General features: G+C 69.3%; 21 protein-coding genes, 1 tRNA gene and 1 other RNA gene. 9 read left to right on the top strand and 14 right to left on the bottom strand.

What is annotated here, in order from left to right; genetic code table 11:
- The first annotated feature begins 23 nt into the window (after window positions 1–23).
- Window positions 24–3,581: a S8 family serine peptidase gene (locus IEX49_RS03685; protein ID WP_188804343.1), complete on the top strand. Its 3,558-nt coding sequence runs from the start codon at window positions 24–26 to the stop codon at window positions 3,579–3,581.
- A 118-nt stretch (window positions 3,582–3,699) separates the two neighbouring features.
- Here the strand turns inward: IEX49_RS03685 and IEX49_RS03680 are convergent, their stop codons facing one another.
- Window positions 3,700–4,986, bottom strand: a complete 1,287-nt coding sequence (locus IEX49_RS03680) for an aspartate kinase (RefSeq protein ID WP_188804341.1) — start codon at window positions 4,984–4,986, stop codon at window positions 3,700–3,702.
- A gap of 219 nt (window positions 4,987–5,205) precedes the next feature.
- On the opposite strand from IEX49_RS03680, the gene IEX49_RS03675 reads away from it, so the two are divergent.
- Together IEX49_RS03675 and IEX49_RS03670 are read left to right on the top strand one after the other, a co-directional pair.
- Window positions 5,206–6,279: an ABC transporter ATP-binding protein gene (locus tag IEX49_RS03675; protein WP_188804339.1), complete on the top strand. Its 1,074-nt coding sequence runs from the start codon at window positions 5,206–5,208 to the stop codon at window positions 6,277–6,279.
- On the top strand, window positions 6,279–7,427 hold the full coding sequence (locus IEX49_RS03670; RefSeq protein ID WP_188804337.1) for an ABC transporter permease: 1,149 nt from the start codon (window positions 6,279–6,281) through the stop codon (window positions 7,425–7,427). The genes IEX49_RS03675 and IEX49_RS03670 overlap by 1 nt, the downstream gene beginning before the upstream one ends.
- A gap of 85 nt (window positions 7,428–7,512) precedes the next feature.
- Here the strand turns inward: IEX49_RS03670 and IEX49_RS03665 are convergent, their stop codons facing one another.
- From IEX49_RS03665 to ehuB, 4 genes are read right to left on the bottom strand one after another with little or no spacing between them, the layout of a single operon-like run.
- Window positions 7,513–8,391, bottom strand: coding sequence for an amino acid ABC transporter ATP-binding protein (locus IEX49_RS03665; protein ID WP_373286672.1), 879 nt, complete (start codon window positions 8,389–8,391; stop codon window positions 7,513–7,515).
- Window positions 8,375–9,037, bottom strand: coding sequence for an ectoine/hydroxyectoine ABC transporter permease subunit EhuD (gene ehuD, locus IEX49_RS03660; RefSeq protein WP_188804335.1), 663 nt, complete (start codon window positions 9,035–9,037; stop codon window positions 8,375–8,377). The genes IEX49_RS03665 and ehuD overlap by 17 nt, the downstream gene beginning before the upstream one ends.
- Window positions 9,037–9,774, bottom strand: coding sequence for an amino acid ABC transporter permease (locus IEX49_RS03655; RefSeq protein WP_188804334.1), 738 nt, complete (start codon window positions 9,772–9,774; stop codon window positions 9,037–9,039). Before IEX49_RS03655 ends, ehuD begins: the two co-directional genes overlap by 1 nt.
- A 6-nt stretch (window positions 9,775–9,780) precedes the next feature.
- Window positions 9,781–10,755: an ectoine/hydroxyectoine ABC transporter substrate-binding protein EhuB gene (ehuB, locus tag IEX49_RS03650; protein WP_188804333.1), complete on the bottom strand. Its 975-nt coding sequence runs from the start codon at window positions 10,753–10,755 to the stop codon at window positions 9,781–9,783.
- A 315-nt stretch (window positions 10,756–11,070) separates the two neighbouring features.
- On the opposite strand from ehuB, the gene IEX49_RS03645 reads away from it, so the two are divergent.
- Window positions 11,071–11,853 carry a GntR family transcriptional regulator gene (locus IEX49_RS03645; protein WP_188804332.1) on the top strand — a complete coding sequence of 261 codons (783 nt, stop codon included), beginning with the start codon at window positions 11,071–11,073 and terminating at the stop codon, window positions 11,851–11,853.
- Window positions 11,854–11,892: 39 nt separating this feature from the next.
- On the opposite strand, the gene recR is transcribed toward IEX49_RS03645, so the two are convergent.
- The 4 genes from recR to ffs form a co-directional block, all read right to left on the bottom strand.
- Window positions 11,893–12,492, bottom strand: a complete 600-nt coding sequence (gene recR / locus IEX49_RS03640) for a recombination mediator RecR (RefSeq protein WP_188804331.1) — start codon at window positions 12,490–12,492, stop codon at window positions 11,893–11,895.
- Window positions 12,493–12,580: 88 nt separating this feature from the next.
- Window positions 12,581–15,637 (bottom strand): DNA polymerase III subunit gamma and tau, encoded by a 3,057-nt coding sequence (locus IEX49_RS03635; protein ID WP_188804330.1) that lies wholly within the window; start codon window positions 15,635–15,637, stop codon window positions 12,581–12,583.
- Window positions 15,634–16,770 (bottom strand): tRNA glutamyl-Q(34) synthetase GluQRS, encoded by a 1,137-nt coding sequence (gene gluQRS, locus IEX49_RS03630; protein WP_188804329.1) that lies wholly within the window; start codon window positions 16,768–16,770, stop codon window positions 15,634–15,636. Before gluQRS ends, IEX49_RS03635 begins: the two co-directional genes overlap by 4 nt.
- A gap of 68 nt (window positions 16,771–16,838) precedes the next feature.
- An RNA gene (ffs, locus tag IEX49_RS03625) (signal recognition particle sRNA small type) lies at window positions 16,839–16,935 on the bottom strand.
- 106 nt (window positions 16,936–17,041) lie between these two features.
- Here ffs and IEX49_RS03620 point away from each other — a divergent pair.
- Together IEX49_RS03620 and IEX49_RS03615 are read left to right on the top strand one after the other, a co-directional pair.
- The gene (locus IEX49_RS03620; RefSeq protein ID WP_188804328.1) at window positions 17,042–17,749 is read left to right on the top strand and encodes an O-methyltransferase; all 708 of its coding nucleotides are present in this window, start codon (window positions 17,042–17,044) and stop codon (window positions 17,747–17,749) included.
- An 88-nt stretch (window positions 17,750–17,837) separates the two neighbouring features.
- Window positions 17,838–17,922 (top strand) — tRNA-Ser (locus IEX49_RS03615).
- Window positions 17,923–18,172: 250 nt separating this feature from the next.
- Here IEX49_RS03615 and IEX49_RS03610 read toward each other — a convergent pair.
- Together IEX49_RS03610 and IEX49_RS03605 are read right to left on the bottom strand one after the other, a co-directional pair.
- Window positions 18,173–18,592, bottom strand: a complete 420-nt coding sequence (locus tag IEX49_RS03610; RefSeq protein ID WP_188804327.1) for a VOC family protein — start codon at window positions 18,590–18,592, stop codon at window positions 18,173–18,175.
- 99 nt (window positions 18,593–18,691) lie between these two features.
- A complete protein-coding gene (locus IEX49_RS03605) occupies window positions 18,692–19,876 on the bottom strand; it encodes a calcium:cation antiporter (RefSeq protein WP_188804326.1) in 1,185 nt (394 codons plus the stop codon).
- A 235-nt stretch (window positions 19,877–20,111) separates the two neighbouring features.
- Here IEX49_RS03605 and IEX49_RS03600 point away from each other — a divergent pair, with 235 nt between their 5' ends.
- Window positions 20,112–21,269, top strand: a complete 1,158-nt coding sequence (locus IEX49_RS03600; RefSeq protein WP_188804325.1) for an acetyl-CoA C-acetyltransferase — start codon at window positions 20,112–20,114, stop codon at window positions 21,267–21,269.
- A gap of 2 nt (window positions 21,270–21,271) precedes the next feature.
- Entirely contained in the window at window positions 21,272–22,888 is a 1,617-nt protein-coding gene (locus IEX49_RS03595) for a fatty acyl-CoA synthetase (protein ID WP_188804324.1), read from the top strand.
- A 110-nt stretch (window positions 22,889–22,998) separates the two neighbouring features.
- Here the strand turns inward: IEX49_RS03595 and catA are convergent, their stop codons facing one another.
- Complete coding sequence (gene catA / locus IEX49_RS03590; protein WP_159553903.1) at window positions 22,999–23,871, bottom strand: catechol 1,2-dioxygenase; 873 nt, start codon at window positions 23,869–23,871, stop codon at window positions 22,999–23,001.
- 53 nt (window positions 23,872–23,924) lie between these two features.
- Complete coding sequence (locus IEX49_RS17195; RefSeq protein WP_505625263.1) at window positions 23,925–24,359, bottom strand: hypothetical protein; 435 nt, start codon at window positions 24,357–24,359, stop codon at window positions 23,925–23,927.
- Window positions 24,360–24,439: 80 nt separating this feature from the next.
- Here IEX49_RS17195 and IEX49_RS17115 point away from each other — a divergent pair, with 80 nt between their 5' ends.
- Window positions 24,440–25,765: a hypothetical protein gene (locus tag IEX49_RS17115; RefSeq protein WP_373286671.1), complete on the top strand. Its 1,326-nt coding sequence runs from the start codon at window positions 24,440–24,442 to the stop codon at window positions 25,763–25,765.
- On the opposite strand, the gene IEX49_RS03580 is transcribed toward IEX49_RS17115, so the two are convergent.
- A complete protein-coding gene (locus IEX49_RS03580; protein WP_229672199.1) occupies window positions 25,666–26,493 on the bottom strand; it encodes an alpha/beta fold hydrolase in 828 nt (275 codons plus the stop codon). The genes IEX49_RS17115 and IEX49_RS03580 overlap by 100 nt on opposite strands.
- Window positions 26,494–26,528: the final 35 nt, after the last annotated feature.

Genomic DNA, 26,528 nt, shown 5'->3' with positions numbered 1-26,528 from the left:
CTTGGTGAGGAAAGGCGAGGTTCATGTCCAGGAACCCCAAAACAGCTCGGCGACGCCGGGCACTGACTGCCACATTGGCGGGGATCGGCCTGCTGGCCACGCCGCTCGCGGCCATGCCGGCCGTGGCGGCCCCGTCCGGCGGCGGCTCGTATCCCTCGATCGACCAGGCGCTGCAGGCTGGCGCGGAGTACAAGGACGGCCGCTACTTCGTGATCCTCAAGGAGGATCCGGTGGCCACCTACCAGGGCGGCACGGACGGCTTCCCGGCCACGGCCGCCACGGACGGCACTTTCGAGGCGGAATCCGCAGCAGCCCAGAAGTACGATCGGCACCTCACCGCGGGCCAGCTGGAGGTCGCTGCCTCAGAGTCGCTGTCCGTGGACAAGCACTTCACCACGGCCCTCAACGCCTTCGTCTCCGACCTCACCGCAGAGCAGGCGCGCGAGCTGTCCAAGGATGAACGCGTCCTGGGCGTCTCCGAGGTTCAGGAATACGCACCGGACTACTCGTCCACCGAGTTCCTCGGCCTGCCTGGCCCGCAGGGAGCCTGGAACAACCAGTACGGTGGGCTGGAAGCCGCCGGCAAAGGCGTCGTGGTCGGTGTGATCGACACCGGCTACTACCCCGATCAGGAGATGCTCGCAGGGGAACCGGTCCCGGCACTCTCCGGTGAGCCTCAGGTCGGGGAGCCATACCTGGACTCCGCCGGGCGCATCGCCATGCTCAAGGCTGACGGCACCACCTTCAGCGGCGACTGCGAGGCCGGCGAGGACTTCTCCGGTGAGGAGTGCAACTCCAAGGTGCTCTCCGCCCGCTACTACTCCGAGGACTTCGAAGCCTTCGTTCCCGAGGCGAATCGCGACCCCCGGGAGCGGCTGTCCCCGCTCGACATCGCCTCGCACGGCACCCACACCGCCACCACGGCTGCGGGCAACAACGGGGTTGACCAGGTCTTCAACGGCGGCCACTCCTATGGCGAGGGCTCCGGCGTGGCACCCGCGGCGGCCGTCTCCGTCTACAAGATCTGCTGGGAGGATGACAACCCTGATACGGGCGGCTGCTACGGCACCGCCTCCGTGGCGGCCATCGAGCAGGCCATCATCGACGGCGTCGACGTGTTGAACTACTCGATCTCCGGATCGAACAACTCCGTGGTGGATCCCGTCTCGCTGGCCTTCAAGTCTGCCGCCGAAGCCGGGATCTTCGTCTCGGCCTCCGCCGGCAACTCCGGTCCGGTCGCCCAGACGGTGAATCACTCCGCACCGTGGCTGACCTCCGTGGCTGCCTCGACGTTCTCCAATGAACTGTCCGGCACCGTGGAGTTCCCGGACGGGGCAAAGTTCCGCGGGGTCTCTTCCATGCCCGAGGGTGTGGGACCGGCGGAGATCGTGCTGGCCAGTGAGGTCGAACTCGCCGGCCAGCAGACCGGTGACGTCCAGCTGTGCGCACCCGGATCCCTGGACCCGGCCACTGCCGCCGGCAAGATCGTGGTCTGTGACCGTGGGGAGGTCGACCGCGCAGCCAAATCGGTCGCGGTCGCCCAGGCCGGCGGCGTGGGTATGGTGCTGGTGAACATCGGCGGCGGCTCCGAGGATGCGGACCTTCATGCGGTTCCCACCGTGCACACCTCGGACGAGTCCATCAAGGAGCTCGTCGCCTCCACTGACCAGCCGGCGACCCTCGTGGTCGGGGACACCACGGACCTGGATCCGGTCCCCGTGCCCCAGATCGCCGGGTTCTCCTCGCGTGGTCCGTCCACCGCGGTGGACTCCGAGCTGCTCAAGCCGGACGTCGCCGCCCCGGGCGTCAACGTCCTGGCCGGTGTCTCCCCGCTCGACCCGATGTACAACGGTGACTCCTACGGGCTGATGTCCGGCACCTCCATGGCCGCCCCGAACCTGGCCGGCATGGCCGCGCTCATGAGCGCGGAGAAGCCGGACTGGTCTCCGATGGCCATCAAGTCGGCCATGATGACCACTGCCGGTGACGTCCTGAACGCCGATGGCTCGGCCAGCGCGGACAACTTCGCCACCGGTGCCGGCTCGGCCGACCCGGCGGCGATGGTGGAGCCGGGGTTGGTCTACGAGGCCGACGCCCGCCAGTGGGACGCCCTCATCCTGGGTGAGACCACCGGCCGGGACATCAACGTGGCATCGATCGCGGTGAACGACCTGCTGGGTTCGGCCACCGTGACCCGCACCGTCACGGCCACCGAGACCGGGACCTGGGCCGCCAGCGGTTCGGTACCCGGCTACGAGGTGACGGCCTCGCCGTCCACCCTGTCCCTGTCCGCCGGCGAGTCCGAAGAGGTGAAGATCACGCTGACCCGCACGGATGCCCCCGCAGACGAGTGGGGCCAGGGTTCCTTCACCTGGACCCGTCCGGGTGCCGCCGCCGTCACCTCCCCGGTGGCCGTGCGCTCGGTGGACGTGCTGGCCGAAGACGCCATCACGGGTGAGGGCGCCAGCGGTGCTGTGGAGTCCGAGCTCGAGCCCGGCGTCACGGACACCCTGGAGCCGGTCATCGAAGGCCTCGGCCTGGCCGTGACCGATGAGTTCTCCAAGGTCCCCGGAGACCTGGCTGGCGCGGAGAATGCCTCCAACCACGTCACCGAGACCGTGGTCCCCGAGGGTGCCACTTCCGTGACGTGGTCGCTCAATGCGGGTGACGGCGAGTCCGATTGGGACCTGTTCGTCATCACTCCGGAGGGCGCTGTCATCCAGGAGGCCACCGCCTCCGGTTCCGAGGAGTTGGTCCTGCTCGACCCCGTCCCGGGGGAGTACTTGGCCGTCTCGAACCTGTACTCCTCACCGGGCGGTGCCTCGGCGGCCGCCACCATGGAGACCGTGGTTCTTGAGGGCGATTCCGGCAACCTGACCGTCACTCCGGACCCGTTGGCCGTGGAGAACGGTCAGGCCGAGCCGGTCGCCGTCGAGTGGCAGGGTCTGACCCCGGGCACCTGGAAGGGCGCCATCGAGTGGGCACCCGGCACCCGGTCCACGGTCACCGTGACCGTGGGAGAGGGCCCGGCCGACTGCGAGGCCGAGGACTTCACGGACAACGCCCCCGGCAGCCAGTACTACGACTACGTGCGCTGGATGCAGTGTGATGGCATCACCACGGGTTACGAGAACAACACGTACCAGAAGCACCGGGACATCGCCCGTGGCGAGTCCGTGGCGTTCCTGTACCGCTACATGGATTCACCCACGGTGACGGATCCGGCTGAGTTCCCGGACGTCCCGGAGTCCAGCACCTTCTTCGACGCGATCTCGTGGGCGAACGCCGAGGAGATCACCACCGGGTACGAGGACGGCACGTTCCGCCAGTTCGATGAGGTGACGCGCGGTGAGTTCGCCTCCTTCGTCTTCCGCACGGTCGGGCCGGAGCCCGGCACCGTGGAGGGTGAGGGCTTCCCGGACGTTCCGGAATCCAGCGCGCACCACGAGGCGATCGTCTGGATGGCGGAGGAAGGAATCTCCACCGGCTATGAGGACGGCAACTACCGTCCGGGTCACCAGATCACCCGCGGCGAGGTGGCAGCCCTGCTGTCCCGCGCTGATGAGGTGACGGGCGGCTAGCCAACAGAGAGCAAAAACACCAAGCCCGACGTCGGCCGCGCGAGATGCGCGGCCGGCGTCGGGCTTTGTGTGTAGTGGGTTCTCGGGGGCCGGCTCGAGGGCCGACCCTACCGCTGGCTCAGCGGCCGGTGCCGCCGTAGACGGTGGCTTCCTCGTCTGCGTCGAGGCCGAAGGCCTGGTGGACGGCGCGCACGGCGGTGTCCAGCATGTCCTCGCGGGTGATGATGGAGATGCGGATCTCCGAGGTGGTGATCATCTCGATGTTCACGCCAGCCAGCTTCAGGGCGTCGAAGAAGGTGGCGGAGACGCCCGGGTTGGAGCGCATGCCGCCGCCGATCACGGAGAGCTTACCGACGTGCGGGTTGAGGATGGCGTCCTCGAAGCCGATCTCCTCCCGGGCAGCGTCCAGGGCGGCCATGGCCGTCTTGCCGTCGGTGATCGGCAGGGTGAAGGAGATGTCCGTGCGTCCGGTCTCCACGCGGGGGACGTTCTGCACGATCATGTCGATGTTCACGCCGGCCGTGGCGACCACGTTGAACACCTCAGCGGCCTTGCCCGGGAAGTCCGGGACGCCGTAGACGGTGACCTTGGCCTCGGAGCGGTCGTGGGCAACGCCGGCAACGATCGGCTGTTCCATGGGTTCGCCTTCCTCAAGTTTGATGGTGTCGTCAGGATTGGGACGCACCCAGGTGCCTTCGTTGTGGGAGAAGGAGGAGCGCACGTGCAGCAGCACGCCGAAGCGGCGGGCGTACTCCACGCAGCGCAGGTGCAGGATCTTGGAGCCGGCCGCGGCCATCTCCAGCATGTCCTCGGAGGAGATCTCGTCGATCTTCCGCGCCGAGGGGACCACGCGCGGGTCCGCGGTGTAGACGCCGTCCACGTCCGAGTAGATCTCGCAGACGTCCGCGTTCAGTGCGGCGGCCAGCGCCACGGCCGTGGTGTCCGAGCCGCCGCGGCCCATGGTGGTGATGTCCCGGGACTCACGGCTCATGCCCTGGAAGCCGGCCACGATCGCGATGTCGCCGGCATCCACGGCGTCCTTCACGCGGTTGGGGGAGACGTCGATGATCCGGGCGTCTCCGTGCAGGCTGTCCGTGAACATGCCGGCCTGGGAGCCCGTGAAGGACTGGGCGGTGGCGCCCTGCGAGTGGATGCCCATGGCCAGCAGGGACATGGAGATGCGCTCGCCCGCGGAGAGCAGGATGTCCATCTCGCGGGCCGGTGGCTCTTGGTTGATCTGCTCGGAGAGGTCCAGCAGCTCATCGGTGGTGTCCCCCATCGCGGAGACCACCACCACCACCTGGTGGCCGGCCTGCTGGGTCTCCACCACGCGTCTGGCCACGCGCAGGATCCCTTCGGCATCGGCGACGGAGGATCCGCCGTACTTCTGGACGATCAGGCTCATGCAAGGACCTCAGAGTGGGTTGACGTACCGCTGTCAGCGGACTGGCAAAGGGACTGCTGTTCAGTCTAGGTGGAGGCGGCGTTCGGGCCCCACCCATGACCGCCGAAGTCACAGAAGGGTAACGCCGCGGTGGTGTCTGACTGCTCTGCGCGTGTGGTCCGGACTCCATTCCGCCTGCCCGTCCTTGCCGTGGGATGGACCGTGCCGGACGATGGGCCCATGACTACCGACACCCGAACCGACGACTCCGGAGAGGCCCCGGTCCCTGCGTCCTCGGACGCGGCGCCGGGCATCACCGTGGACTCGGTGACGCGCAGCTTCGGGCCCGTCAATGCCCTGCAGGGCGTGGACCTCACGGCGCCGGCCGGGGCCATCACGGCGCTGGTGGGCCCCAATGGCTCGGGGAAGACCACCCTCATGCTGGTGCTGGCGTCCCTGTTGAAGCCCGACGCCGGCTCCGTCACGATCGCCGGCTTCGATCCCTTGGTCCATCCGGCCGCGGTCCGCCGGAACACCGGCTGGATGCCGGACACGCTCGGGGTGTGGGAATCGCTGACGGCCCGCGAGATCCTCGTGACCATGGGCCGGTTCTACGGGATGGACCGGGACCGGGTGCGGTCCCGCGCGGCGGAGCTGCTGGAGTGGCAGGAGCTGTCCACGCTGGCGGACCAGCCGGCCCGGGTGCTCTCCCGCGGGCAGCAGCAACGGCTGTCCCTGGCCCGGGCCATCCTCCACGATCCCCAGGTGCTGCTGCTGGACGAGCCCGCCTCCGGCCTGGATCCGGGCTCCCGGATCCGGCTCCGGGACGACCTCAAGCAGATGGCCGCCGCCGGCAAGACCATCCTGGTCTCCTCCCATGTGCTCTCCGAGCTGGACGAGATGGCGGACCTGGCCGTCTTCATCCAGTCCGGAGTCACCGTCCGGGTCGAGGACCTCAGCCAGGAGGGGGCCGCCGGGGGCCGCTTCCTCATCACCGCTCTCGATCCGGGCTCCCTGCACGCGGCCCTGGAGCACTACTCCATCGCCTACCGCACCGAGGGCAAGCGGCGGGACTCGGTCAGCGTGGAGGTGGCCTCCGCCAGCGAGGCCGCTGACATGCTCGCCACCCTCGTGGGTGACGGCGTCCGGGTGCTGTCCTTCACCCCCGGCACCTCGCGTCTGGAGGCTGCCTACCTCGAACTGGACCGCCGCCGCCCGGCAGAGGGGCCGGCGTCGCTCCCCGGGCCCGACGCCGGCCGGGCCGGTGCCGCACATCGGCCGGGCATGCGCCCGGATGGAAGGGGGATCCAGTGATGACAATGGACACCAAGCAGGAGTCGGCCGTCCGATCGGCGGGGCGGCTCGGCTGGGGAGCAGCCCTCGGCAACGTCATCCAGATGGAACTGCGCCAGCGGCTGCGCACCCGCAGCTGGTACGTCATGCTGGCCGTCTGGTTCGTGGTCATCGGCCTGGTCACCTGGGGTTCGGTGGCCAGCTACAACACCCTGGCCGGCGACGACCTGTTCTTCAGCCCGGGCCGCTTCGTGTTCGAGGCCGTGGTCGGCTTCGTGCTCTTCTTCGGGCTGCTGGTGGCCCCGGCCATGTCCGCGAGCACCGTCAGCGGGGACCGCGCCGGTGGCACCCTGGCGGTCGTTCAGGTCACGCTGGCCACCCCGGGCCAACTGCTCACCGGCAAATGGCTGGCCTCCTGGATCGCCGCGCTCGGCTTCCTGGTGGCCGCCCTGCCGTACATCATCCTGGCCGTGGTGCTGGGCGGGCTGGACGTCCCGGGGCTCGTGGTCTTCGTCCTGATGGTGGCCGTGGAGTTCGGGGTCATCTGCGCCCTCGGTACCGCGGTCTCCGCCATCGTCTCCAGGACCCTGTTCGCGGTGGTGGCCACCTACCTGCTGGTGGCCTTGTTCTCCCTGGGTACGCTGATCGGCTTCGCCCTGACCGCCCCATTGACCATGACCACCGTGCCGGCCAACCAGGCGGTGTACCCGGACGAGCAGCCGCTCGTCGACGAGGAGACCGAGTACGACGCGGCGGAGTGGGAACCACTGCGGTGCGCCGGGCCGATGGTCCCCCAGGAGACCCTGGACACGCGGTCCACGTACTGGATGCTGGCCGCCAACCCGTTCGTGGTGGTGGCGGATGCCGTGCCGCATCCGGAGAAGCCGCCCTATGATCCCGACGACCCCGAGACCTGGGCGCCCGATGGCATCATGACCTCGATCTCCACCGGGGTGCGCTACCTGCAGCAGCCGCCGGAGACGAACGTGGAGTGTGCCAACGGCCAACTGATGGACCAAGGCCAGCAGGACGAGGACTCCGAGGGCACCCCCGTCTGGCCGCTCGGACTGGGCATCCAGGTCGCCGTGGCCGCCGCCCTGTTCGCGTGGGGCCGCCAGCGGATCGTGGCCCCGGCCGCCCGCCTGCCGCGCGGGACCCGCGTGGCGTGACCGGCCGGCGTCGTCCCCGTCGAATCGCCTTAAGGCACTGTCCGGCCCATTCCCTCCGGTGGGATGGGCCGGACAGTGCTAGGGGTCAGCGGGTGCCGATCTGGCCCTCGCCGAGGACGGCACGGAGGAACTTCTTCGTGCGGTCATGGGTCGGCGCTGTGAACATGGTGTGCGGATCGGCGTCCTCCACGATCGCGCCGCCGTCGAACATCAGCACCCGGTCCGAGACGTCCCGGGCGAACTGCATCTCGTGGGTGACGATCAGCATGGTGATGTCCGTGGTGTCTGCGATGTTCCGCAGGATGCCGAGCACCTCGTCCACGATCTCCGGGTCCAGGGCGGAGGTCACCTCGTCCAGCAACAGGATCTCCGGGTCCATGGCCAGGGCTCGCGCGATGGCCACGCGCTGCTGCTGACCGCCGGACAGGGACGAGGGGTGGGCGTCCGCCTTGTCATCCAGCCCGACCTTGTGCAGCAGGTCTTTGGCCTTGGCCCGGGCCTCGTCCTTGGACTGGCCCAGCACGTGGATGGGGGACTCCGTGATGTTCTGGATCACGGTCATGTTCGGGAACAGGTTGAACTGCTGGAACACCATGCCGATCCGGGTGCGGGTCTTCTTGATCTCCTTGTTGGACAGCCGGACCCGTTTGCCACCCTCGATCCGGTGGGTCAGGGGATCCCCGTCGATGAGGATCATCCCGTCCGTGGCCTCCTCCAGGGTCATGACCAGCCGCAGGATGGTGGTCTTGCCGGAGCCGGACGGACCGATCAGGGTCACCCGCTCACCCTTGTTGACGTGGAAGTTCAGGTCCTTGAGCACCACGTTGTCACCGAAGCGCTTCTCCACGTCCCGGAACTCGATGATGGGGGCGGTGCCCCTTGTAGCGTGGCCGGCGGCAGCCGCAGTGGCGCCACCGGCGCGGTCACCGGGGGTGGTGGCACCGGGGTCAGTAGGCGTAGGCAAGTCGCTTCTCCAATCGGCGGACGAGGACGGACGTGGGGTAGCTGGCCAGCAGGAAGATGATGCCGGCCAGCGTGATGGCCTCCACGTAGCGGAAGTTGTTTCCACCGAAGATCTGGGCGGCGTTGACCATCTCCACCACTCCGATCACCAGCAGGAACGGCGTGTCCTTGAACATGGAGATGGCGTAGTTGCCCAGGGCCGGCACGGTGGCGCGCAGGGCCTGGGGGATCACGACGGCGGTCCAGGTGCGTCGCGTGGACATGGACAGTGCCGTGGTGGCCTCCCACTGGCCCTTCGGCACGGCATCGATGCCGGCGCGGTACACCTCGGACATGTACGTCGAGTAGTGGATGCCGAACACCACGATCCCGATGGGGATCGCATCGAACATCAGGAACGTGTAGTAGGCGAACAGCAGCTGCACGACGATCGGGGTCATCCGGATGAAGCTGACGACCCACTTGACGATCCCGGAGATCGGCTGCGGGGCCAGCCGGATGATCATGGCCCAGACCAGGCCGAGGACGGCCGCGATCAGGGTGGCGACGACGGTCACCAACAGGGTGACTTGGAGGAATGCCAAGAGGATGTCCGGCAGGGCCTCGAAGGCGAGGTCCCAGTTCCAGGGCTGGCGCTGGTTCTCCATCAGACGCCACCTCCCGCCGTGGACAGTGAGTTCTTGTTGGTGGGCGTGGGCGAGAGGACCTCACGCAGGGACGGGCCCCGGCCCAGCCGGTGCTTGGCGCGGGCCTCCAACGCATTCATGAAGAGCGTCAGGATCAGGGCGAGGAGGAAGTACCCCACCAGCCCGACGGCGGCGTAGGCCCAGAATGTGTCTGTCTGCCGGGTGAGCTGGTCCAGGTAGAACGTGAAGTCCCGCAGGAGGATGACGCTGACGATGGCCGTGCCCTTGAGCAGGTGGACCATCAGGGTGGCCAGGGACGGGATCATCAGAGCCCAGGCCTGCGGGAAGATCACCCGCCGCATCCGGTGGACCGGAGACATGGACAAAGCGGTGGTGGCTTCCCACTGTCCCTGCGGCACCGAGGCGATGGAGCCGCGCACCACCTCCGCGGAGTAGGCCCCGTAGTTCAGGCCCAAGGCGAGCACCCCCACGACCATGCCGGGCAACTCCACCCCGAACTGGGGCAGGACGAAGAAGATGAAGAACAGTTGGACCACCAGGGAGGTCCCGCGGAAGAACTCGATGATGATCCGGCCGGGGATGGCCAGGGCCTTGTTGGAGGCCCCGGCCATCAGCCCGAGGACAACGGCGAGGACGAGGGACAGCGCCGAACCCATGACGGTGAGCTGGATGGTCACCCACAGTCCCTGGGCTAGGAACGGCCAGGCCTCCGCTGTGGCTTGGAGGTTGTCAAGCACCGACTATCAGCCCAGTTCGCCTGCGCACAGCTGTTCGGTGGTCAGGTCCTCCGGGGGGAGGTTCTCGGCGGTGAAGCCGTAGTCGCCCACCACCTCCAAGTAGGTCTCCTCGGACTCGGTGACGGATGCCAGTGCCTCGTTGTAGGCCTCCAGCAACTCGGTGTCATCCTGGCGGAACACGGTGCCGCCGGCGCCGATCTGCTCCACGCCGTCGATCACCTGGACGAAGGCATCAGTGGTCTCGACGCCGGCATCCGGGTTCTCCTCGGCCAGGGTGTTCAGGGAGATCGCGGTCATGGCGAAGGCGTCCGCTCGGCCGTTGGCCACGGTGTCCATGCCGGTCTGGGCATCCGGGACGGACTGGACGTCCAGGCCCAGGGACTCGGCGTAGCCGGCCTCGATGCCGCCGGCCAGCACGGCCAGGTTGACGTTCTCGCCGGCATCCATCTTCTCCTTGACGGAGTCCAGGTCGGTCAGACCCAGGGGATTGCCCTCGGCCACCATCAGGGTGGTGGTGTACATGATCTCCGGATCGGAGAACGCGGCCTGGGCGCAGCGATCCGGAAGGATGGACATGCCGGCGGAGACGGCGTCGAAGCGGCCGGCGTTCAGACCCGGGATCAGCGAGTTCCACTCGACCAGCTCGGCCTCGACGTTCTCGATGCCCATGTCCGCGAAGATCTTCTCGTGCATGGCCACGGTGGCCCCGGCAGGCTCGCCGTCCTCCAGGTAGGAGTAAGGGACCTCGCCGGCGATGCCGACGGTGATGGTGCCCTCCTCCTGGAGGCGTTCCAGGGTGTTGCCCTCGGCCGCTGCGGTGGTGCCCTCGCCGCCGTCGCCGCCCTCAGCGCCGCCGTCACCCCCGCCGCAGGCCGTGAGCATCAGGGCCGAGGCGGCCAACAGGCCCGCCCCCTGCAGGAGCCGGCGCTTGCGGGATGTGCCGGCGGGAGAGGTCAGGGTGGTCAGGTGCTGGATGGTCATGGCGTGCTCCTCAGCTGTCCGGACCTCCCGGGCTGCCGGCGGGAGGGCCGGTGGTGCGAATCGTGACGGTGCTTGGGTGCGGTGCGTCGTGGTCTGGGCGATACGCGGAAGCGGTCACAAGAGGGTCGGGGATCGTCCCCCACTGTGTCCGGCGCCACGGAAATCGCTGGCAACCTGGGGCCGACGTTAGCAGAATGTGAACGGGGCCACCATTGGATCGTCGACCTGAAGAATGTCGACAATGTAACGATTCGCGTGGAATGATCAGGGTTCGTCGCATGGAATGATCGTGGTTGCGTCGAAAGGAACCGCCACATGAACCAGACCCAGGACCGGGGTTCGGCCCGCCGGAACGGACCGGTCACCAGGCCTCTGGTCAACACGGTGCGCCGTCCCTCGACAGTCGACTTGATCGCCGTGGAACTGCGCAACGCGATCTACGGGGGCACCCTGATGCCGGGGTCCTCCGTCCGCGAGGCCGAGGTGGCCTCCCAACTCGGAGTCAGCCGCGGCCCCCTGCGGGAATCGGCCCAACGACTGGTCCAGGAGGGCCTGCTCGTGGCCCGCCCCGGGGCAGGCCTGCGCGTGGTGGCAGTCGGCGCGGACCAGGTCGAAGACCTCTACCAGGCCCGGCTCGCGATCGAGAGCGCTGCCGTGCGCCAGATCGCAGCACTGGATCCCGAGGAGCGGCGTCGGCACATCGCCTCGGCCGAGGACCTGCTGGCCGCGCTGGCCTCAGCGCTCGAGGACGGCACTGATGCCCGCCGGATCGGGGACGCGGACCTGGACCTGCACTACGGACTGGTCGAGGCCACCGGCAACCTGCGGCTGATGTCCTTCGCGTCCACGCTGATCATCCAGACGCGCATCGCCGCCCTCTCGCACGCGGACGGCTATGTGGTGCGGACCGACATCCTCGACATCCACCGCACGTTGCTGCGCCAGCTCTCAGACGGCGACGGCCAAGCCGCCTCGGAGACCCTGGCGGGGCACTTCCGGCAGACGGTCGACCGCCTCCTCGGACGCCTGCACGAGCCCTTCAGCACGGTCTCCGGTGAGGCTGACGGCTCGCACTTCTCCTTCAACCGGCTGCCCTGACCGTCAGTTCTGAGAGTCTGCTCTGACCAGGGCCCCGGATCAGCCGGCGACGTTGCGCCGGCCCTCGAAGGCACGGCCGAGGGTGACCTCGTCGGCGTATTCGAGGTCTCCGCCCACCGGTAGTCCGGAGGCCAGGCGCGTGACCTTCAGGCCCGTCGAGCCGAGCATTCGGGCCAGATAGGTGGCGGTCGCCTCGCCCTCGAGGTTCGGATCGGTCGCGAGGATGACCTCCTCGATCTCGGCGTTCTGCAGCCGGGTCAACAGCTCGCGGATGTGCAGCTGGTCCGGGCCGATGCCCGCGATTGGATTGATGGAGCCGCCCAGCACGTGATACCGGCCGCGGAAGGTACGGGTCCGCTCGATCGCCATGACGTCCTTGGACTCCTCCACCACGCAGACCTGGGCCCGGTCCCGGCGATCGTCACGGCAGATGGAGCATGTCTCCTGTTCAGAGACGTTGAAGCAGATGCTGCAGTGCTTGACCTTGTCCTTGACCGTGCGGATCGCGTCGGCCAGCCGCATCATGTCCTCCGCTTCGGCCTCCAGGACGTGGAAGGCGATGCGCTGGGCTGACTTCGGCCCGATGCCGGGCAACCGTCCGAGTTCGTCGATCAGGTCCTGGACCGCACCTTCGTACACGCTACCGACCACTTTCTGCGTTGCTGGACCGGCCGATGGGCCGGAGGGGAGGGTTCCTGCGGGGCCAGGAGCGTCGGATCAGGACGCGTCAGGACAGGGGACTCCCGTCCAGCATGCGTTCCTCGATGAAGCGGCCGCCCAGCAGTCGCTCGACCACCTTGCGCCCGGCGATGCCGGATTCCTCAATGGTGATGTCGTCCTCGCTGGGAACCTCGTCGCTCCAGTTTACGGACCCGGGTGCCCCGTTCCCGGTCGCACCGCCGCCGCCGTCGGAAGTTCCCGACGCCGGCCCCGCCGCCCCAGTCACCCCGGGCCGGCCGACGCCTCCCCCCGCGTTTCCCGCGGCGGGTGCACCGCCCTGGGACTGGTTGTACTCCTCCATCATCTGCTGGAAGCGGCTGGACCGCCGGTGGTGGGGAGTCTCCGCCGCCGCGGGCGTAGGTGCACTGGCCGGCGTGGCCTCACGCGCGGCCGTCATCTCGGCCTCCGGCTTGGCGAACGACGGGATGCCGCCGAAGCCGGGCTCGGGCCGGGGGATCGGAGCAGCGGTGGGTTCAGGCCGCGGGATGCCACCCGCCGCGGGTTCGGGACGCGGGATGCCACCCGACGCGGGCTCCGAAGCTCGAGTCTGCACCGGAGTCGGAGTCGGAGCTGGGGCCGGGGCGGGATCTTCGCCCCACTGGCGTGCATAGCCGCCGTCATCCTCGGGCTCTGGTTCGTCATAGGGTGGCGGCGGGACGTCGTCGTACGGATACGGTCCGCCGGAGCCATCCCAGTCGGAGACCGGGACGTCATCGGCGGCCAAGTCCTCCGGCTCGGCGGGATGCCCCGGGCCGGTGGCGGCTTCCTCGACCGGATCAAGGGAGGTCTCATCATCGGCGTCATCGTCGGCGTTGGCCTCCGTGCCGGCGTCCGCATTCGCCTCCATGACGCGGCCCTGTGGTGCAGGAGCCGCAGCGGGTTCGGCGGGTGGCTCGGTGGCGGTCACCGCGGCAAATGCTGGATCTGCGGGTGCGGACGCGGAAGCGGGCCGCGGTGCCTCCGGCCGCGGTGCCTCCGGCTGCGGGGCCGCCAGTGCGGGGCGGCCCTCAGCTTTTGGGCTGGAACCACCCGCTGGCGCGGACCCTCCGGTGATGAGGTCCAGCTTCGGCTGGATCCCGAGGACCGAGTGGACCGCCTCGGAGATGACCTGATCGCCGCCGCGCCGCTGGACGGTGTCTCGGGGGCCGTCGCCGGAGAAGCCGATAGTCAGCAGCTGACCGTCGAAACCCGCCACGGAGGCGTTCTGGGAGACCAGCATCCAGATGAGCCGTGAGTGCTCCTCCAGGTAGCCGAGGATCTCCGGCCATGCCCGGCGGATCATCTCCACCTGCGAGGTGGAACCGCCGTGCGTGGGAGGAGTGGCCGGCGGTGCTGCCGGAGTGTGCTCTGCTGCCGGCTGTTCCTGCTGTTCCTGCTGTTCCTGCTGTTCCGGTTCCGGGGCGAAGCCCCAGCCTCCGCCCCAGTCGGGCGAAGGAGCGCCAGCGGGGCGGGCCGGTGGTGCGGTTGGCATCGCGGCGGCCGGAGTCCCGGCGGCAGGCATGGACGGCGGGCCGGCGTGGGTCCCTGCGGGCTCATCGGCGGCCGGGGCGCTCCGCTGGTCGCCCCGCTGATCGACGCGCTGCTCAGCATGCTGATCGACTCGCTGCTCGGCGCGCGGCGCATTGTCGTCCTGGGCCGGGGGCGCCGACTGATCCGCCGTCTCGCCACGCTTCATCGCGGCCCGGGCCAAGGCCGCACCGGACAGGCCCGAGGCGTCAGCTCCGCCGGTCGGAGTGCCCTGCGAGCCCTGCTGTTGACCGTCGGGGGAGTAGCCGCGGTTCGAGCCCTCGGACGCAGTCCGGGGTGCACCAGAGGTGACCGGCGCGGCAGGTGCGGGGCGGCCGGGAGCGGCAGGGCCGGCGTCGTGCGCTGAGGGTGCTTCAGGGACGTCCGGGCCGCCGCCATAGGCGAGCCGCCGTTCGATCCGATCCAGGCGGGCGGCCAACCCGCGTTCGGTGGCGTCCGTGGTGGGCAGCATCAGCCGGGCCATCAGCAGCTCGAGGTGCAGGCGCGGGCTGGTGGCGCCGACCATCTCGGTCAGGGCCTGGTTGGTGATGTCCGCGGCGCGGGAGATCTCGCCGTGGCCCAGCTGGGCGGACTGGGTCTCGAGGCGGCGGACCTGGTCCTCGGGCATGCCGTGCAGCACGGCGGAGGCTGACTCCGGCATGGCCTTGACGATGATGAGATCCCGGAACCGCTCCAGCAGGTCCTCGACGAAGCGGCGCGGGTCCTGGCCGGACTGCACCACCCGGTCCACCACGCGGAACACGGTCTGGGAGTCGGCGGCGGCCACGGCGTCCACCACGTCGTCCAGCAGGGCGTCCGGGGTGTAGCCGAGCAGGTTCACGGCCAGCTCGTAGCCGATCGCGCCCTCGGCGGCGCCGGCCATGAGCTGGTCGAGCACGGACAGGGTGTCACGCACGGAGCCGCCGCCGGAGCGGACCACCAGGGAGAGCACGCCCGGCTCCACCTCCATGTTCTCCTGCACGCACAGCCGCTCGAGGTACTCCATGAGCGGCTCCGGCGGCACTAGGCGGAACGGGTAGTGGTGCGTGCGGGAGCGGATGGTCCCGATCACCTTGTCCGGCTCGGTGGTGGCGAAGATGAACTTGATGTGGGGCGGGGGCTCCTCCACGATCTTCAGCAGCGCGTTGAAGCCAGCCGAGGTGACCATGTGGGCCTCATCGATGATGAAGATCTTGTACCGGTCCCGCACGGGGGCGAAGGTGGCGCGTTCGCGCAGGTCGCGGGCATCATCGACGCCGCCGTGCGAGGCCGCGTCGATCTCGATGACGTCCAGGGCACCCGAGCCGCCGGTGGCCAGTTCCCGGCAGGAGTCGCACACCCCGCACGGGTGGCCGGTGGGTCCCTCAGCACAGTTCAGGCAGCGGGCGAGGACGCGGGCCGAGGTCGTCTTGCCGCAGCCGCGCGGACCGGAGAAGAGGTAGGCGTGGTTGACCCGGTCCTTGGACAGGGCGGTCATCAGCGGCACGGTGACGTGCTCCTGGCCAATGATGTCCTCGAAGGAGTCGGGACGGTAGCGGCGGTACAGGGCGGTAGTCACCTATGGAACCTTATCTTCTCTTCGGGGGTCCCCGCAGGGTCGGCGGGGGTCTGTGGAGGAGGCAGCGGCGGAGTCCAGGGGGAGCCTGGTACCGCGTCCGGATCGAAGCGGGTCAGCGCTCGGTCCAGGGGGCCAGCCGGCAGGCCGAGTGAGTCCAGCAACAGGTCCCTGACGCGCTCGGGCGACCAGCCGACGTCGGACCCTTGGTCTCCGTGTGCGGAGCTGGCCGGCAGGGCCGCCAGGTCCGCCAGCGTCACGGCGCCGTCCCGTTTCGCCAGGCGCTGGCCGGCGGCATTCAGCACCAGCGGGACGTGCACGTACTCGGTCTCCGGCGCGGGTCGGCCCATGCGCTCGGCCAGCAGCCGGGCCAGCCAGTCCTGCCGCGGCGTGGAGGAGAGCAGGTCGTCCCCGCGCACCACCTGGTCCACCCCCTGGGCCAGATCGTCGACGACGACCGCCAGGTTGTAGGCAAACGCCCCATCATTGCGGCGCAGCACGAAATCGTCGACGGCGGCCTCCACCGTTCCATTCAGCCGGTCCGTGATGCGGTGGACCGGCGCCTGGCCGTCCGGCAGCCCGGCGGCGCGGGCGGCGTTGATCCGCAGGGCAGCGGGCCGTTCGGCGCGGCGACGCTCGCGCTCTGACTCGGTGAGGTTCCGGCAGGTCCCGGGATACGAACCGGGTGGCAAGAGGAGGGGTGCAGCGCCGCCGGGGCCGGTGGCGGCGGTGGCCTCAGCGGGCGGGTGGGGCGCAGAAGAGGCCGCGTCGTGAGGAGCGAGGTGCGGGGCGCTCGTGGCCTCGGCGATGTCCTTGCGGGAGCAGTAGCACTCGTAGACGAGGCCGCTGCCGAGAGCGTCCTTCCCGCCTGCCCCGCCCAGTGCGGTGAGGGCGTCCTCGTAGAGGTGGATCCGCTCGGACTGGCGGACCGGTTCGGCGTCCCAGGTGAGGCCGATGGCCGCCAGGTCGGCGACCTGCTGGGCCTCGGCGCCGGAGCGGACGCGGTCCAAATCCTCGATGCGCAGGAGGAACGTCCGGTCCGAGTGACGGGCGTACAGCCACGCCAGGATCGCGGTGCGGAGGTTGCCCAGGTGCAGGTCTCCGGACGGACTGGGGGCGTAGCGGCCTGCGGGCACGGGACCTCCGGGAAGGTGGCGCGGCTGGTGGTGACACAGCGGCGGGAAGGGTGGGAACTGGAGGGGAAATTAAAGACCCCCCACGCACCTGCCAGAGCCCACTTACCCTTGCTACCTTCCGGTCCTGGGGGAGTTCAGCGAGATGACACCACGTGAGGGGCCGTCGTCCATACTACCAGCGTCCGCCGCCCGATGTGATCTCGCTGAACGAGTGGGTCAGAACGTGAAGCCCTCCCTGTCTCCCGGTTGAACCGGCCCCTAGTCTGGGCGCATGACCTCACGTGAGCAGTGGAGCGCCGTTGACGACTACCTCGTGGAGACCGCGATCCGGCCCGACGCGGCTTCTGATCGCACCCGAGCTGCCACCCACGAGGCCGGGCTGCCGCCGATCGAGGTGCCCGCCGGGCAGGGCAAGCTGATGGGCCTGATCGCCGAACTGGCCGGGGCCCGCTCGGTGCTGGAGTTCGGCACCCTCGGTGGGTACTCGACGCAATGGTTCGCGGCCGCCGTCGGGCCCGGGGGCACAGTCACCACGCTCGAATACGAACCACGTCATGCCGAGGTGGCCCGAGCGAATCTGGACGCCGCGGGACTGGGAGACCGGGTTCAGATCCGCGTCGGGGCGGCGCTGGCCACAGTGCAGGAGCTCATCGACTCCGGGGCGGGTCCCTTCGACGTGGTCTTCATCGACGCGGACAAGGCCAACAATGCCAACTACCTCGATGCTGCCCTGAAGCTCTCCCGGCCCGGCACCGTGATCATCGGGGACAACGTGGTCCGCGGCGGCCGGGTGCTGGACGACTCCGGCACCGGTGCCGACGCCGCAGACGTGGCCGGGATCCGCGCCTACCTGCAGCGGCAGGGGGATGATCCGCGGCTGGACGGCACGGCCCTGCAGACCGTCGGCGGCAAGGGCTGGGACGGCTTCGCCCTGGCTATCGTGAGGGACGTGGAGCCCGGTGTGGCCGGGGCGGAATGAGCCGATTGGTCCCCGAGGCCTTCGGTCAGGTACGATGAATCCTGCTCTTGAGTCGGTTGCCACGCGCATCCGGAACTTGGGCACCTCAGGAGGATTCGCCTAGCGGCCTATGGCGCACGCCTGGAACGCGTGTTGGGTTAACGCCCTCGGGGGTTCAAATCCCCCATCCTCCGCAGTCAGACCCCGGAAACCTCACGGTTTCCGGGGTCTTTGCGTTGGGGCCGACGGGTTATAGGCAGAAATGGGCTGACCTCTACCCTGTCCCTGCCTCAATGGAACTTTCCCGATGATCGTGAAAAATCACGGCCATGATGACGGGGAATTCTCACGATCGGCGGGACATCTCACAGCTGGTCTCCCGGACTCGGGTCACGGGTCACGGGTCGCGGGGTCGCGGGTCACGGGTCACGGGACCTGGGCGGCTCAGAGCTGTTCGAGGAAGTGCGGGCTGTGGATGAGCCCCAGGATGTTCCCGAAGGGGTCCAGCATGGAGGCTGTCACGAAGCCCTCGTCCCCTCGCGGAGTGATGGGCTCGTGCTCGGTGGCCCCGATCGACATCAGGTGGGCGACCATTCCCTCGAGATCATCCGCGTGCCAGCGGGCGATAATCCCACCGCCACCGGTGTGGCCCTCCGGTGACGGCAGGTAACGGCGGTCGATGATCCCGAGTTCGTCCCGGCGGTCGCCAAGCCGAAACTCGACATAGGCGGGCGACCCGGCGTCGGGCTGCTGAAAGTACGGCTGGACGCCGAGGGCCTGGGCGTACCAGTCGCGGGTGGCGGCCACGTCGTCGGCAGGGATGTTGACCTGGGCCAGGCCGCGCAGGGCGGGGGTGGTGGACATGGGCGACAGGGTATCCAGGTCAGTGCCCACCGGTGAACCGTTCGCACGCGCCGGCCTATCCAGCAACGGCAGCGACTCGCCTCGGCAGGTTGAGGAGGCTCAGGAGAAGAGCGCGATGCCGTAGACAGCGAACACCACGAGGTGGGCGGCTCCGTGCAGGGCGGTCACCTTCCTCGCCGCCAAGGTGGTCACGGACAGCAGCAACGTCACTCCCAGCAGGAGCAGGTTGGCCGGCGACTCGGCCAGCACGACGTCCTGTCCGGTGAGCAGGCCGATGATCAGCACCGCGGGGATGGTCAGCCCCACCGTGGAGACCAGGGCGCCGTGGCAGAGGTTACTGACCCGCTGGATCTCTCCCCCCAGGGCGGCGCGCACCGAGGTGATGGCCTCGGGCAGGAACACGATCATGGCGATCAGCACTCCGCTCAGGGCCACGGGTGCCCCGAGGCGTTCCAGGCCGTCGTCCAGCAGGGCGGCCATGTCATGGGAGAGCAGCACGATGGGCAGCACGGTCGCCACCAGCAGGGCCACCCGGGCGATGATCTCGCCGCGGTGGCGCGTCAGGGTGTCCCGGATGCTGGGGGCGGCCGGGGCTGTGGTGAAGGTCCCGGCCGTGGCGGCCGGGCCGGCGTCGACTTCGCGGAAATCCGCAGCCTGCGGCCCCATCTGCCGGACCAGGAAGAACCCGTACAGGGCCAGGGTGAGGACGATGATCGGGATCTCCTGGCCCGGGGTGTACGCGCCGTTGCGGCCGATCACCGCGGGCAGCGCCAGCGCCATCGCGGCCAGCGGGACCAAGAGGGCGAGGTAGGCGGAGGCGCCGGTGCGGTTGTGCGCGAGGCCGCCGTGGCGCAGCCCGCCCAAGAGGAGGGACAGTCCGATCACCGCGTTGAGGATGATCATGGAGACGGCCATGACCGAGTCCCGCGCGATCGTGGCATGCTCGCCGGGGCCCAGCATGACGGCGGCGATCAGCACGACCTCGATCAGCACGATCGAGAGAGTCAACACGAGGGTCCCGTAGGGGTCGCCGAGGCGGCGGGCGAGGTGCTCGGCCTCGTGCACCACCCCGAAGGAGCAGAGCAGGATGACCCCGACGATCACCGCCAGGGCGATGATCAGCAAAGGTCCGGGGAGGGGCGGCTCCAGCAGCGGGCCGGACAGGGCCAGGGCCAGGAAGGTCCCCCAGCCCACGCCGAGGCGGACGAGGGCGGCGGGCGTGAGGATGGTGCGCACGGGGGAGGACCCCCGGGAGGTGGTGGAAGATGCCGGTGAACTGGCCATGGCGGTTCGGGTCCTGTCCTGAAGGGGCCGTCCCCCTCGCAACAAGCCGGAATGGGCCGTCCCATCCGCAGGTCCACCGTGGTTTCCGGCGTCCCGATCAACCATCCTAGCGCCGCCGGCGTCAGCGTGGAGTGATCTGGACAACAGGTCGGCGGCTGGGGAATGCTACTAGTGAGTATGGCAATCGCCACATCGTGCCCCCGGCATCGATGCCGCTTCTTCCGAGAGGACCACCATGACCGAGGCTTACATCGTCGATGCCGTCCGCACACCCGTGGGGCGCCGCGGCAAGGGGCTGGCGCACGTCCACCCGCTGGACCTGGCGGCGGCTCCGATCCGCGAGATCATCGCCCGGGCCGGGGTGGACACGGAGCTCTATGACGAGGTGATCCTGGGCTGCATCGACCAGGTGGGACCTCAGGCCATGGACATCGCCCGCAGTGCCTGGCTGGCCGCGGGTGGTTCCGAGTCCGTCCCGGGCACCACGGTGGAGCGCCAGTGCGGTTCCGGTCAGCAGGCCATCCACTACGCGGCGCAGGCCGTCATGTCCGGCACGAGTGACCTGGTGGTGGCCGGCGGGGTGCAGTCGATGTCCGCCATCCCGCTGTCCTACTCCAACCAGGCCGCCCGCGAGTTCGGCTTCGACGACCCCTTTAACGGGTCCGCGTCCTGGGCCGAGCGCTATGGCGACCAGGAGATCTCCCAGTTCCGCGGGGTGGAGATGATGGTGGAGCGGTGGGGTTTCACCCGGGACCAGCTCGAGGAGTTCGCCGTGATCTCGCAGCAGCGAGCCCTGGCCGCCCGGTCCGCCGGTCACTTCGAGCGCGAGATCATCCCGGTCCCGGGTGCCGAGTCCGTGACCCAGGACGAGGGCCCGCGCGAGCCGGACCTGGACAAGATCCGCTCCCTAAACCCGATCCTTCCCGGCGGTGCGCACACGGCCGCCTCGGCGTCCCAGATGTCCGACGGCGCTGCCGCCCTGTTGATCGCCTCGCCGGCCGCGGTGGAACGGCATGGTCTGAAACCGCGGGCCCGGATCCACCATCTCTCCGCGCGGGGTGCGGACCCGGTGATGATGCTCTCCGCGCCGATCCCCGCCACGAAGTACGCCCTGGAGAAGTCGGGGCTCACCCTGGAGGAGATCGACCTGGTGGAGATCAACGAGGCGTTCGCCGCCGTCGTGCTCGCCTGGTTGCAGGAGACCGGCGCGGATCCGGAGAAGGTGAACGTCAACGGCGGGGCGATCGCGCTGGGCCACCCGATCGGGGCCACCGGGGCCCGCCTGATGACCTCGCTGCTGCACGAGCTCGAGCGCACCGGCGGCCGCTATGGACTCCAGACCATGTGCGAGGGCGGCGGCCAGGCCAACGTCACCATCATCGAAAGGCTCTGACCATGACCACGGAGACCGAAGCACCCGACCAGGCCATCACCCGCGCCGGGGCCAACACCCTCGGCACCCTGCTTGCGCGGACCGCCTCGCGGAATGGGACGAACACGGCACTGCGGTTCGAGGACCGCGAGTGGACCTATTCCGAGCTGGAGCAGGCCGTGCACCGGGTGACCCACCGGCTGCGGGACACCGGGCTGCCGGACGGCTCCCGCGTGGCCGCCTACGGGCTGAACTCGGACGCCTACGCGATCCTCTTCCTCGCCTGTGCCACCGCCGGATACGTGCACGTGCCGGTCAACTTCGCGCTGAAGGGCGAGGAGCTGGCCTACATCCTCGAGGATTCCGGCGCCGCACTGCTCGTGGCGGATCCCGCGCTGATGCCGCGCATCGGCGAGGTCCGGGACCAGGGGCGAGCGGCCGGCGTCGGGCAGCTCTGGCCGTTCTTTGCCGACGGAGGCCTTCCCGACGGCGGCACGGACGGTTCCGCGGCCGGCGCACCGGACGCGGCGCTGCTGACCACGGCCCTGGACGAGTCGGCGCCGGACACCCCGCTGGACCTGTCCATCGGCGACGCCGACCTGGTCCAGTTGCTGTACACCTCGGGCACGACGTCGGCCCCCAAGGGCGCCATGATGTCCCACCAGGCGCTGATCTCCGAGTACGTGTCCACCATCGTCGCCCTCGACCTGACGGAGGAGGACCGGCCGCTGGTGTGCATGCCGCTCTACCACTCGGCGGCGATGCACGTGTTTCTCATGCCGTACCTGACCCTCGGTGCGACCGTCCGGCTGCTGCCCAAGCCCGACGTGCCGGAGGTCCTGCGGTTCGTGGAGGCCGAGCACATCGGCTCGCTCTTCCTCGCGCCCACCGTGTGGGTGCCGCTGAGCAACCACCCGGACCTGGACGCCCGCGACCTCTCCTCGCTGACCAAGGCGCAGTACGGTGCCTCGATCATGCCGGTGACCGTGCTGCAGCGGCTGCGCGAGCGGTACCCGAGAATCGGCTTCTACAACTGCTTCGGCCAGTCCGAGATGGCCCCGCTGTGCACGGTTCTCCGCCCCGAGGAGCACCACGCGCGGCCCGCCTCCTGCGGCCGGCCTGTGTTGTTCGTCGAGGCCCGGCTGGTCACGGCGGAGGGTGCGTTGGCGCGGCCGGGTGAGCCCGGAGAGGTGCAGTACCGGTCCCCGCAGCTGATGAGCGGGTACTGGAACAAGCCGGAGGCCACGGCCGAGGCGTTCGACGACGGCTGGTTCCGTTCCGGCGACCAGGCCACCCAGGACGAGCAGGGCTACCTGCAGATCGTGGACCGCATCAAGGACGTCATCAACACCGGTGGCGTGCTCGTGGCCCCGCGGGAGGTGGAGGACTGCATCTACGAGCTGGAGGAAGTCGCCGAGGTCGCCGTGGTGGGGCTGCCGGACGAGCGCTGGATCGAGGCGGTGACGGCCGTCGTCGTGCTCAAGGACGGTGCCGAGCTGACCGCCGAGGCCGTCCGTGCCCACGTGAAGTCGAAGATCGCGGACTTCAAGGTTCCCAAGCGCGTGGACTTCGTGGCCGAGCTGCCGCGGAACCAGTCCGGCAAGCTGCTCAAGCGGGAGCTGCGGGCGGAGCGGAGCTAGCCAGCCAGTCGAAGGCGCTGTGGGGCAGAGAAGCTGTGGGGCAGAGAAAAGGGGTGCGCGTACGCGTACCCCCTTTCTCCGCGCCCAACAACGCAGGGGTCAGTGACGGATCACTGCTCCGGGTCGAGGACGAAGTCGTAGTGGGTGATCTCGCCCTCGCCGTCCGGGTTCGGCTGCGGGTCCAGCATCAGTTCGGGCTTCACGGCCGAGGCGATGTCGTCCTCGTTGTGCGGGTCGCCCGGGAAGTAGAGCTGGGCGGTCAGCTTGTGGTGGCCCGGGGCATGCACCTTGAAGTGCAGGTGGGCTGGGCGCCAGGCGTGCCAGCCGGCGGCCTCGATGAGCTGGCCGCAGGCGCCGTCGGTGGGGATCTGGTAGGGCGCGGGGCGAACGGTGTGGATCTCGAAGCGGCCGTCCTCGTTGGCGGTCCAGGTGGCGCGCAGGTTCCATTCGGGCAGGCCGGGGGCGAACTGGGAGTAGAAGCCCAGGTCATCGGCGTGCCACAGTTCCAGCTTGGCCCCGGGCAGCGGGGAGCCGTCCACGGCGCGGACCTGGCCGGTGAAGGTGAACGGGGTGCCCGGCTCGTCCTCACGCATCGGGATGGTGCCGTTCCACGGGACCTCGGGGGAGTCCTCGAGGTAGTAGGGGCCCTCGATGGTGCCCTTGGAGCCCTCACGGTGCTCGTTGGCGACCTCCTCGACGGAGTGCTCCAGCCAGACGTCCAGGAACAGCGGCCACTCGCCGTCCTCGCCCACGCGGATCAGCCAGGCCTTGAAGGCGTTGTACTCCTCGTAGCTGACCCTCTCCTCGAGCACGATGTCATTGAGGGCCTTCACCGCGCGGGAGGCCAGGTGGTTGACGCGCTCGGTGTCCACCACGCCGCCGGCGGACTGGGCGGCCATGCGCTCGCGGAACCGTGCCGAGGCGTTGGCTCCGGAATCGGCGGCGCGGGCGACGGTCTCCTCGTTGTAGCTGTCCTGGGTCATGATTCCTGCTCTCTTTCGTCCTGTGCGGATATGCGGATGTGCGGTGGTGTCGTCTATGGGCTGGACGGGATGTACTGCAGCCCTCGGAAGCGGGCGGCGGCGGTGAAGACGTCGAGATCCGGTGCCGTGTCCCGGTGGGCGGCCATGCGCAGGCCGAGCCTCAGCAGCATTTTGATGTCCCGGGGCGTGATGTCCGGGAAGCCGTCCACGAGCTGGTCCAGCAGGCCATCGGGCAGGGTGACCTGGTGGCCGGCGGCGAAGGTCTGCCAGATCTGGCGGGCGGCATCCGGCTCGGGGGAGCGGTAGTCGATGACGGCGGCACAACGGGCGAGGATGGCCCCGTCCACCTCGTCGATCCGGTTCGTGGTGAGGAACAGCAGCCCGTCGTAGTACTCGAGGGTGCGCAGGAACTCGGCCACGATCGCGTTCTGGTGCAATTCGAACCCGCGCTCCAGCACGAAGACGTCGGCCTCGTCCAGCAGCAGCACGGCGTCCCAGCGCTTGGCCTGGACGAAGATTTCCTCGAGGTTCTTACGCACCAGTTCCGCGGGATGCCCAGAGAGCCGGTGTGGATGGAGTAGAGCGGGCGTCCGATGACCTCGGCGTACACCTCGGCAGTCAGCGTCTTGCCGACGCCGGGCCGGCCGCGGGCCAGGATCACGTTCCCGGCGGACTTGCCCTCGATGATGTCTCCGGTGAACACGGAGATGTCCGAGGTGAGGATGTCCAGCAGCTCGCGCTGGTCGTCCGGCAGCACCAGCTTGTCCCGCAGCCCCGGGTTGTACTCGTAACGGGTGAGGTCGGCGGTGTTGACGTCCAGGTAGTCCTGGGCGGCGAGGTCGAACACACGCACGGCGGTGACCACGGGGACCGCGCCGGTCTCCTGTTCGTCGAAGAGGACGGAGGAGGCCACCATCCGCAGGGGTGCCCGTTCGTCCGGGGCCACGTCGTGGACGACCTTGCGGTGGGTGCGGTCATGGGCCGAGCGGTAGTCCTCGGTGCGCATGGCACGGCCGGTGAAGACGAACTGCTGGCCGAAGTCGTGGTCGATGATGTCCTGGAACGCATCCCGGCGCTCCTGGTACTCCGCCCGCAGCCGCTCCGTCTCCTTGAACGCCCGATGCGCGGTCAGGACGTCCGCGGGCGTCTTGCCGACCAGCTCGGTCTCGTCGAACTGCAGCAGCCGCGGTGCCCGGGAGGGGCGCTTGACCGTGGGATTGTCCGCCTCCATCGTGATCTTGATGCGCGGCGGGCGGGTGCGGTCACCGTGGTCCAGCCCGATGTCCATCACCAGGTAGGGGTGCAGGTAGCCGTCGGGCTCCTGGACGTAGAGCCAGCCGTCGATCAGCCCGTCCTTGAGGAATTCGCGGAAGAGTTCCACGGCGGAGTTGATGTTCGGGATCGGGGCGAAGTCACCGGCGCGGGCGGACTGGACGGCCATCACGGCACGGGCGAAGCCGGCATCCTGCACGGACTCTGCGGCCGCCGCCAGGTCCGCCAAGGCGGCATCGGAGAGGTACCGGTCCGGGATGCCCATCTCCTTGGACCGCCACGAGCCGGCCTGCGTGCGGGCCGTCTGCAGATCGTCAGCAGTGGTGGCGAGGACCACCTCCGTGGGGGCGATGAACATCCGCAGGACTCCTTCACTGGGCGGACCGCCCGCCGAGTATGCCGTGGCTCACGCCGGCGGGATTGGGGTCAGCCTAGCCCCGCGTTCTTGAACGCAAAAATACTCAAAGGCTCTGGATTCAGAGGGTGGGGCTATGGGCCCTGGTCCGCCGTACTGCGGCGGTCTCAGGAACCGGAGGGCACGACGTCGGCCAGGAACGCCAGGATGTCCGGCAGCACCTCCTCGGCGAACTCCTCGAAGAAGCCGTGCCGGCCGCCCGGGTAGAGGCGCATCCGCGCGTCGGGAATCCGCTGGGTGATCAGTGCGGCGTTCTCGGCCGGGACCATGAGGTCCTCGGTGCCGTGCAGGACCAGCGTGGGAGCGGTGATCGAGGGCAGTGCCTCCCAGGCGTCATGGCGGTCGCTGGCCCTGCGGTGGCCCACCTGCTCGCGCGGGCGCATGGTGGGATCGCCCAGCAGGGTGCTTTGCGCGGGGGTTCCCGGCCAGTCGGGGGTGTAGAAGAGCTCGTGCAGCTTGGCCTGCTGCTCCTCGCGGGCGCCCCGGGCCAGCCACCGTCGGGTCTCGGCTTTGCGCTCGTGGGCATGCTCCCCGCCGGGGGAGGTGCAGCCCAACACCAGGGCCCAGACACGCTCGGGGTGGTGGGCGGCGAGCATCTGGGCCACCCGGCCGCCCATCGAGGTGCCGAACACGGCCGCGGAGCGGATGCCGAGGTGGCACAGGACCTCGGCGGCGTCGTCGGCGAATCCCTCCGTGGTCCACGCTCCCAGCTCGCCGCGGCTGTTCCCGGTACCGCGGTAGTCAAAGGTCACCGTCCGGAACGCCTCCTCGAATCCGCCGCGGACGCGGTCCCACCAATGGTGTGAGTTCGACTGGCCGGGCAGCAACAGTAGCGCCGGCAACGCCTTCTCTGCCTCATCTCCCTCCGCCGGGCCGCTGGTCTGGACCCCGAGCGGAAACCCGTCCCGCGCGTGGTGGATCATCTCCTCTGACATGCGTCCCCTTCCGGATCTGTCGGTCGATGGATTCG

This window comes from Citricoccus zhacaiensis (assembly GCF_014645315.1).
Classification (GTDB): Bacteria; Actinomycetota; Actinomycetes; order Actinomycetales; family Micrococcaceae; genus Citricoccus; species Citricoccus zhacaiensis.
This window is presented reverse-complemented; position numbering and strand designations above follow the sequence as displayed.

What these genes read in the sequence shown, in the direction of transcription:
- IEX49_RS03670 (WP_188804337.1), top strand. Translation starts at nt 6,279, where the DNA reads ATGACAATGGACACCAAGCAGGAGTCGGCCGTCCGATCGGCGGGGCGG.
- IEX49_RS03595 (WP_188804324.1), top strand. Translation starts at nt 21,272, where the DNA reads ATGACCACGGAGACCGAAGCACCCGACCAGGCCATCACCCGCGCCGGG.
- IEX49_RS03680 (WP_188804341.1), bottom strand. Translation starts at nt 4,986, where the DNA reads ATGAGCCTGATCGTCCAGAAGTACGGCGGATCCTCCGTCGCCGATGCC.
- ehuB (WP_188804333.1), bottom strand. Translation starts at nt 10,755, where the DNA reads ATGACCATCCAGCACCTGACCACCCTGACCTCTCCCGCCGGCACATCC.
- IEX49_RS03685 (WP_188804343.1), top strand. Translation starts at nt 24, where the DNA reads ATGTCCAGGAACCCCAAAACAGCTCGGCGACGCCGGGCACTGACTGCC.
- IEX49_RS03610 (WP_188804327.1), bottom strand. Translation starts at nt 18,592, where the DNA reads ATGTCCACCACCCCCGCCCTGCGCGGCCTGGCCCAGGTCAACATCCCT.
- IEX49_RS03645 (WP_188804332.1), top strand. Translation starts at nt 11,071, where the DNA reads ATGAACCAGACCCAGGACCGGGGTTCGGCCCGCCGGAACGGACCGGTC.
- ehuD (WP_188804335.1), bottom strand. Translation starts at nt 9,037, where the DNA reads ATGGAGAACCAGCGCCAGCCCTGGAACTGGGACCTCGCCTTCGAGGCC.
- IEX49_RS03675 (WP_188804339.1), top strand. Translation starts at nt 5,206, where the DNA reads ATGACTACCGACACCCGAACCGACGACTCCGGAGAGGCCCCGGTCCCT.
- IEX49_RS03580 (WP_229672199.1), bottom strand. Translation starts at nt 26,493, where the DNA reads ATGTCAGAGGAGATGATCCACCACGCGCGGGACGGGTTTCCGCTCGGG.
- IEX49_RS03600 (WP_188804325.1), top strand. Translation starts at nt 20,112, where the DNA reads ATGACCGAGGCTTACATCGTCGATGCCGTCCGCACACCCGTGGGGCGC.
- IEX49_RS03605 (WP_188804326.1), bottom strand. Translation starts at nt 19,876, where the DNA reads ATGGCCAGTTCACCGGCATCTTCCACCACCTCCCGGGGGTCCTCCCCC.
- catA (WP_159553903.1), bottom strand. Translation starts at nt 23,871, where the DNA reads ATGACCCAGGACAGCTACAACGAGGAGACCGTCGCCCGCGCCGCCGAT.
- IEX49_RS03620 (WP_188804328.1), top strand. Translation starts at nt 17,042, where the DNA reads ATGACCTCACGTGAGCAGTGGAGCGCCGTTGACGACTACCTCGTGGAG.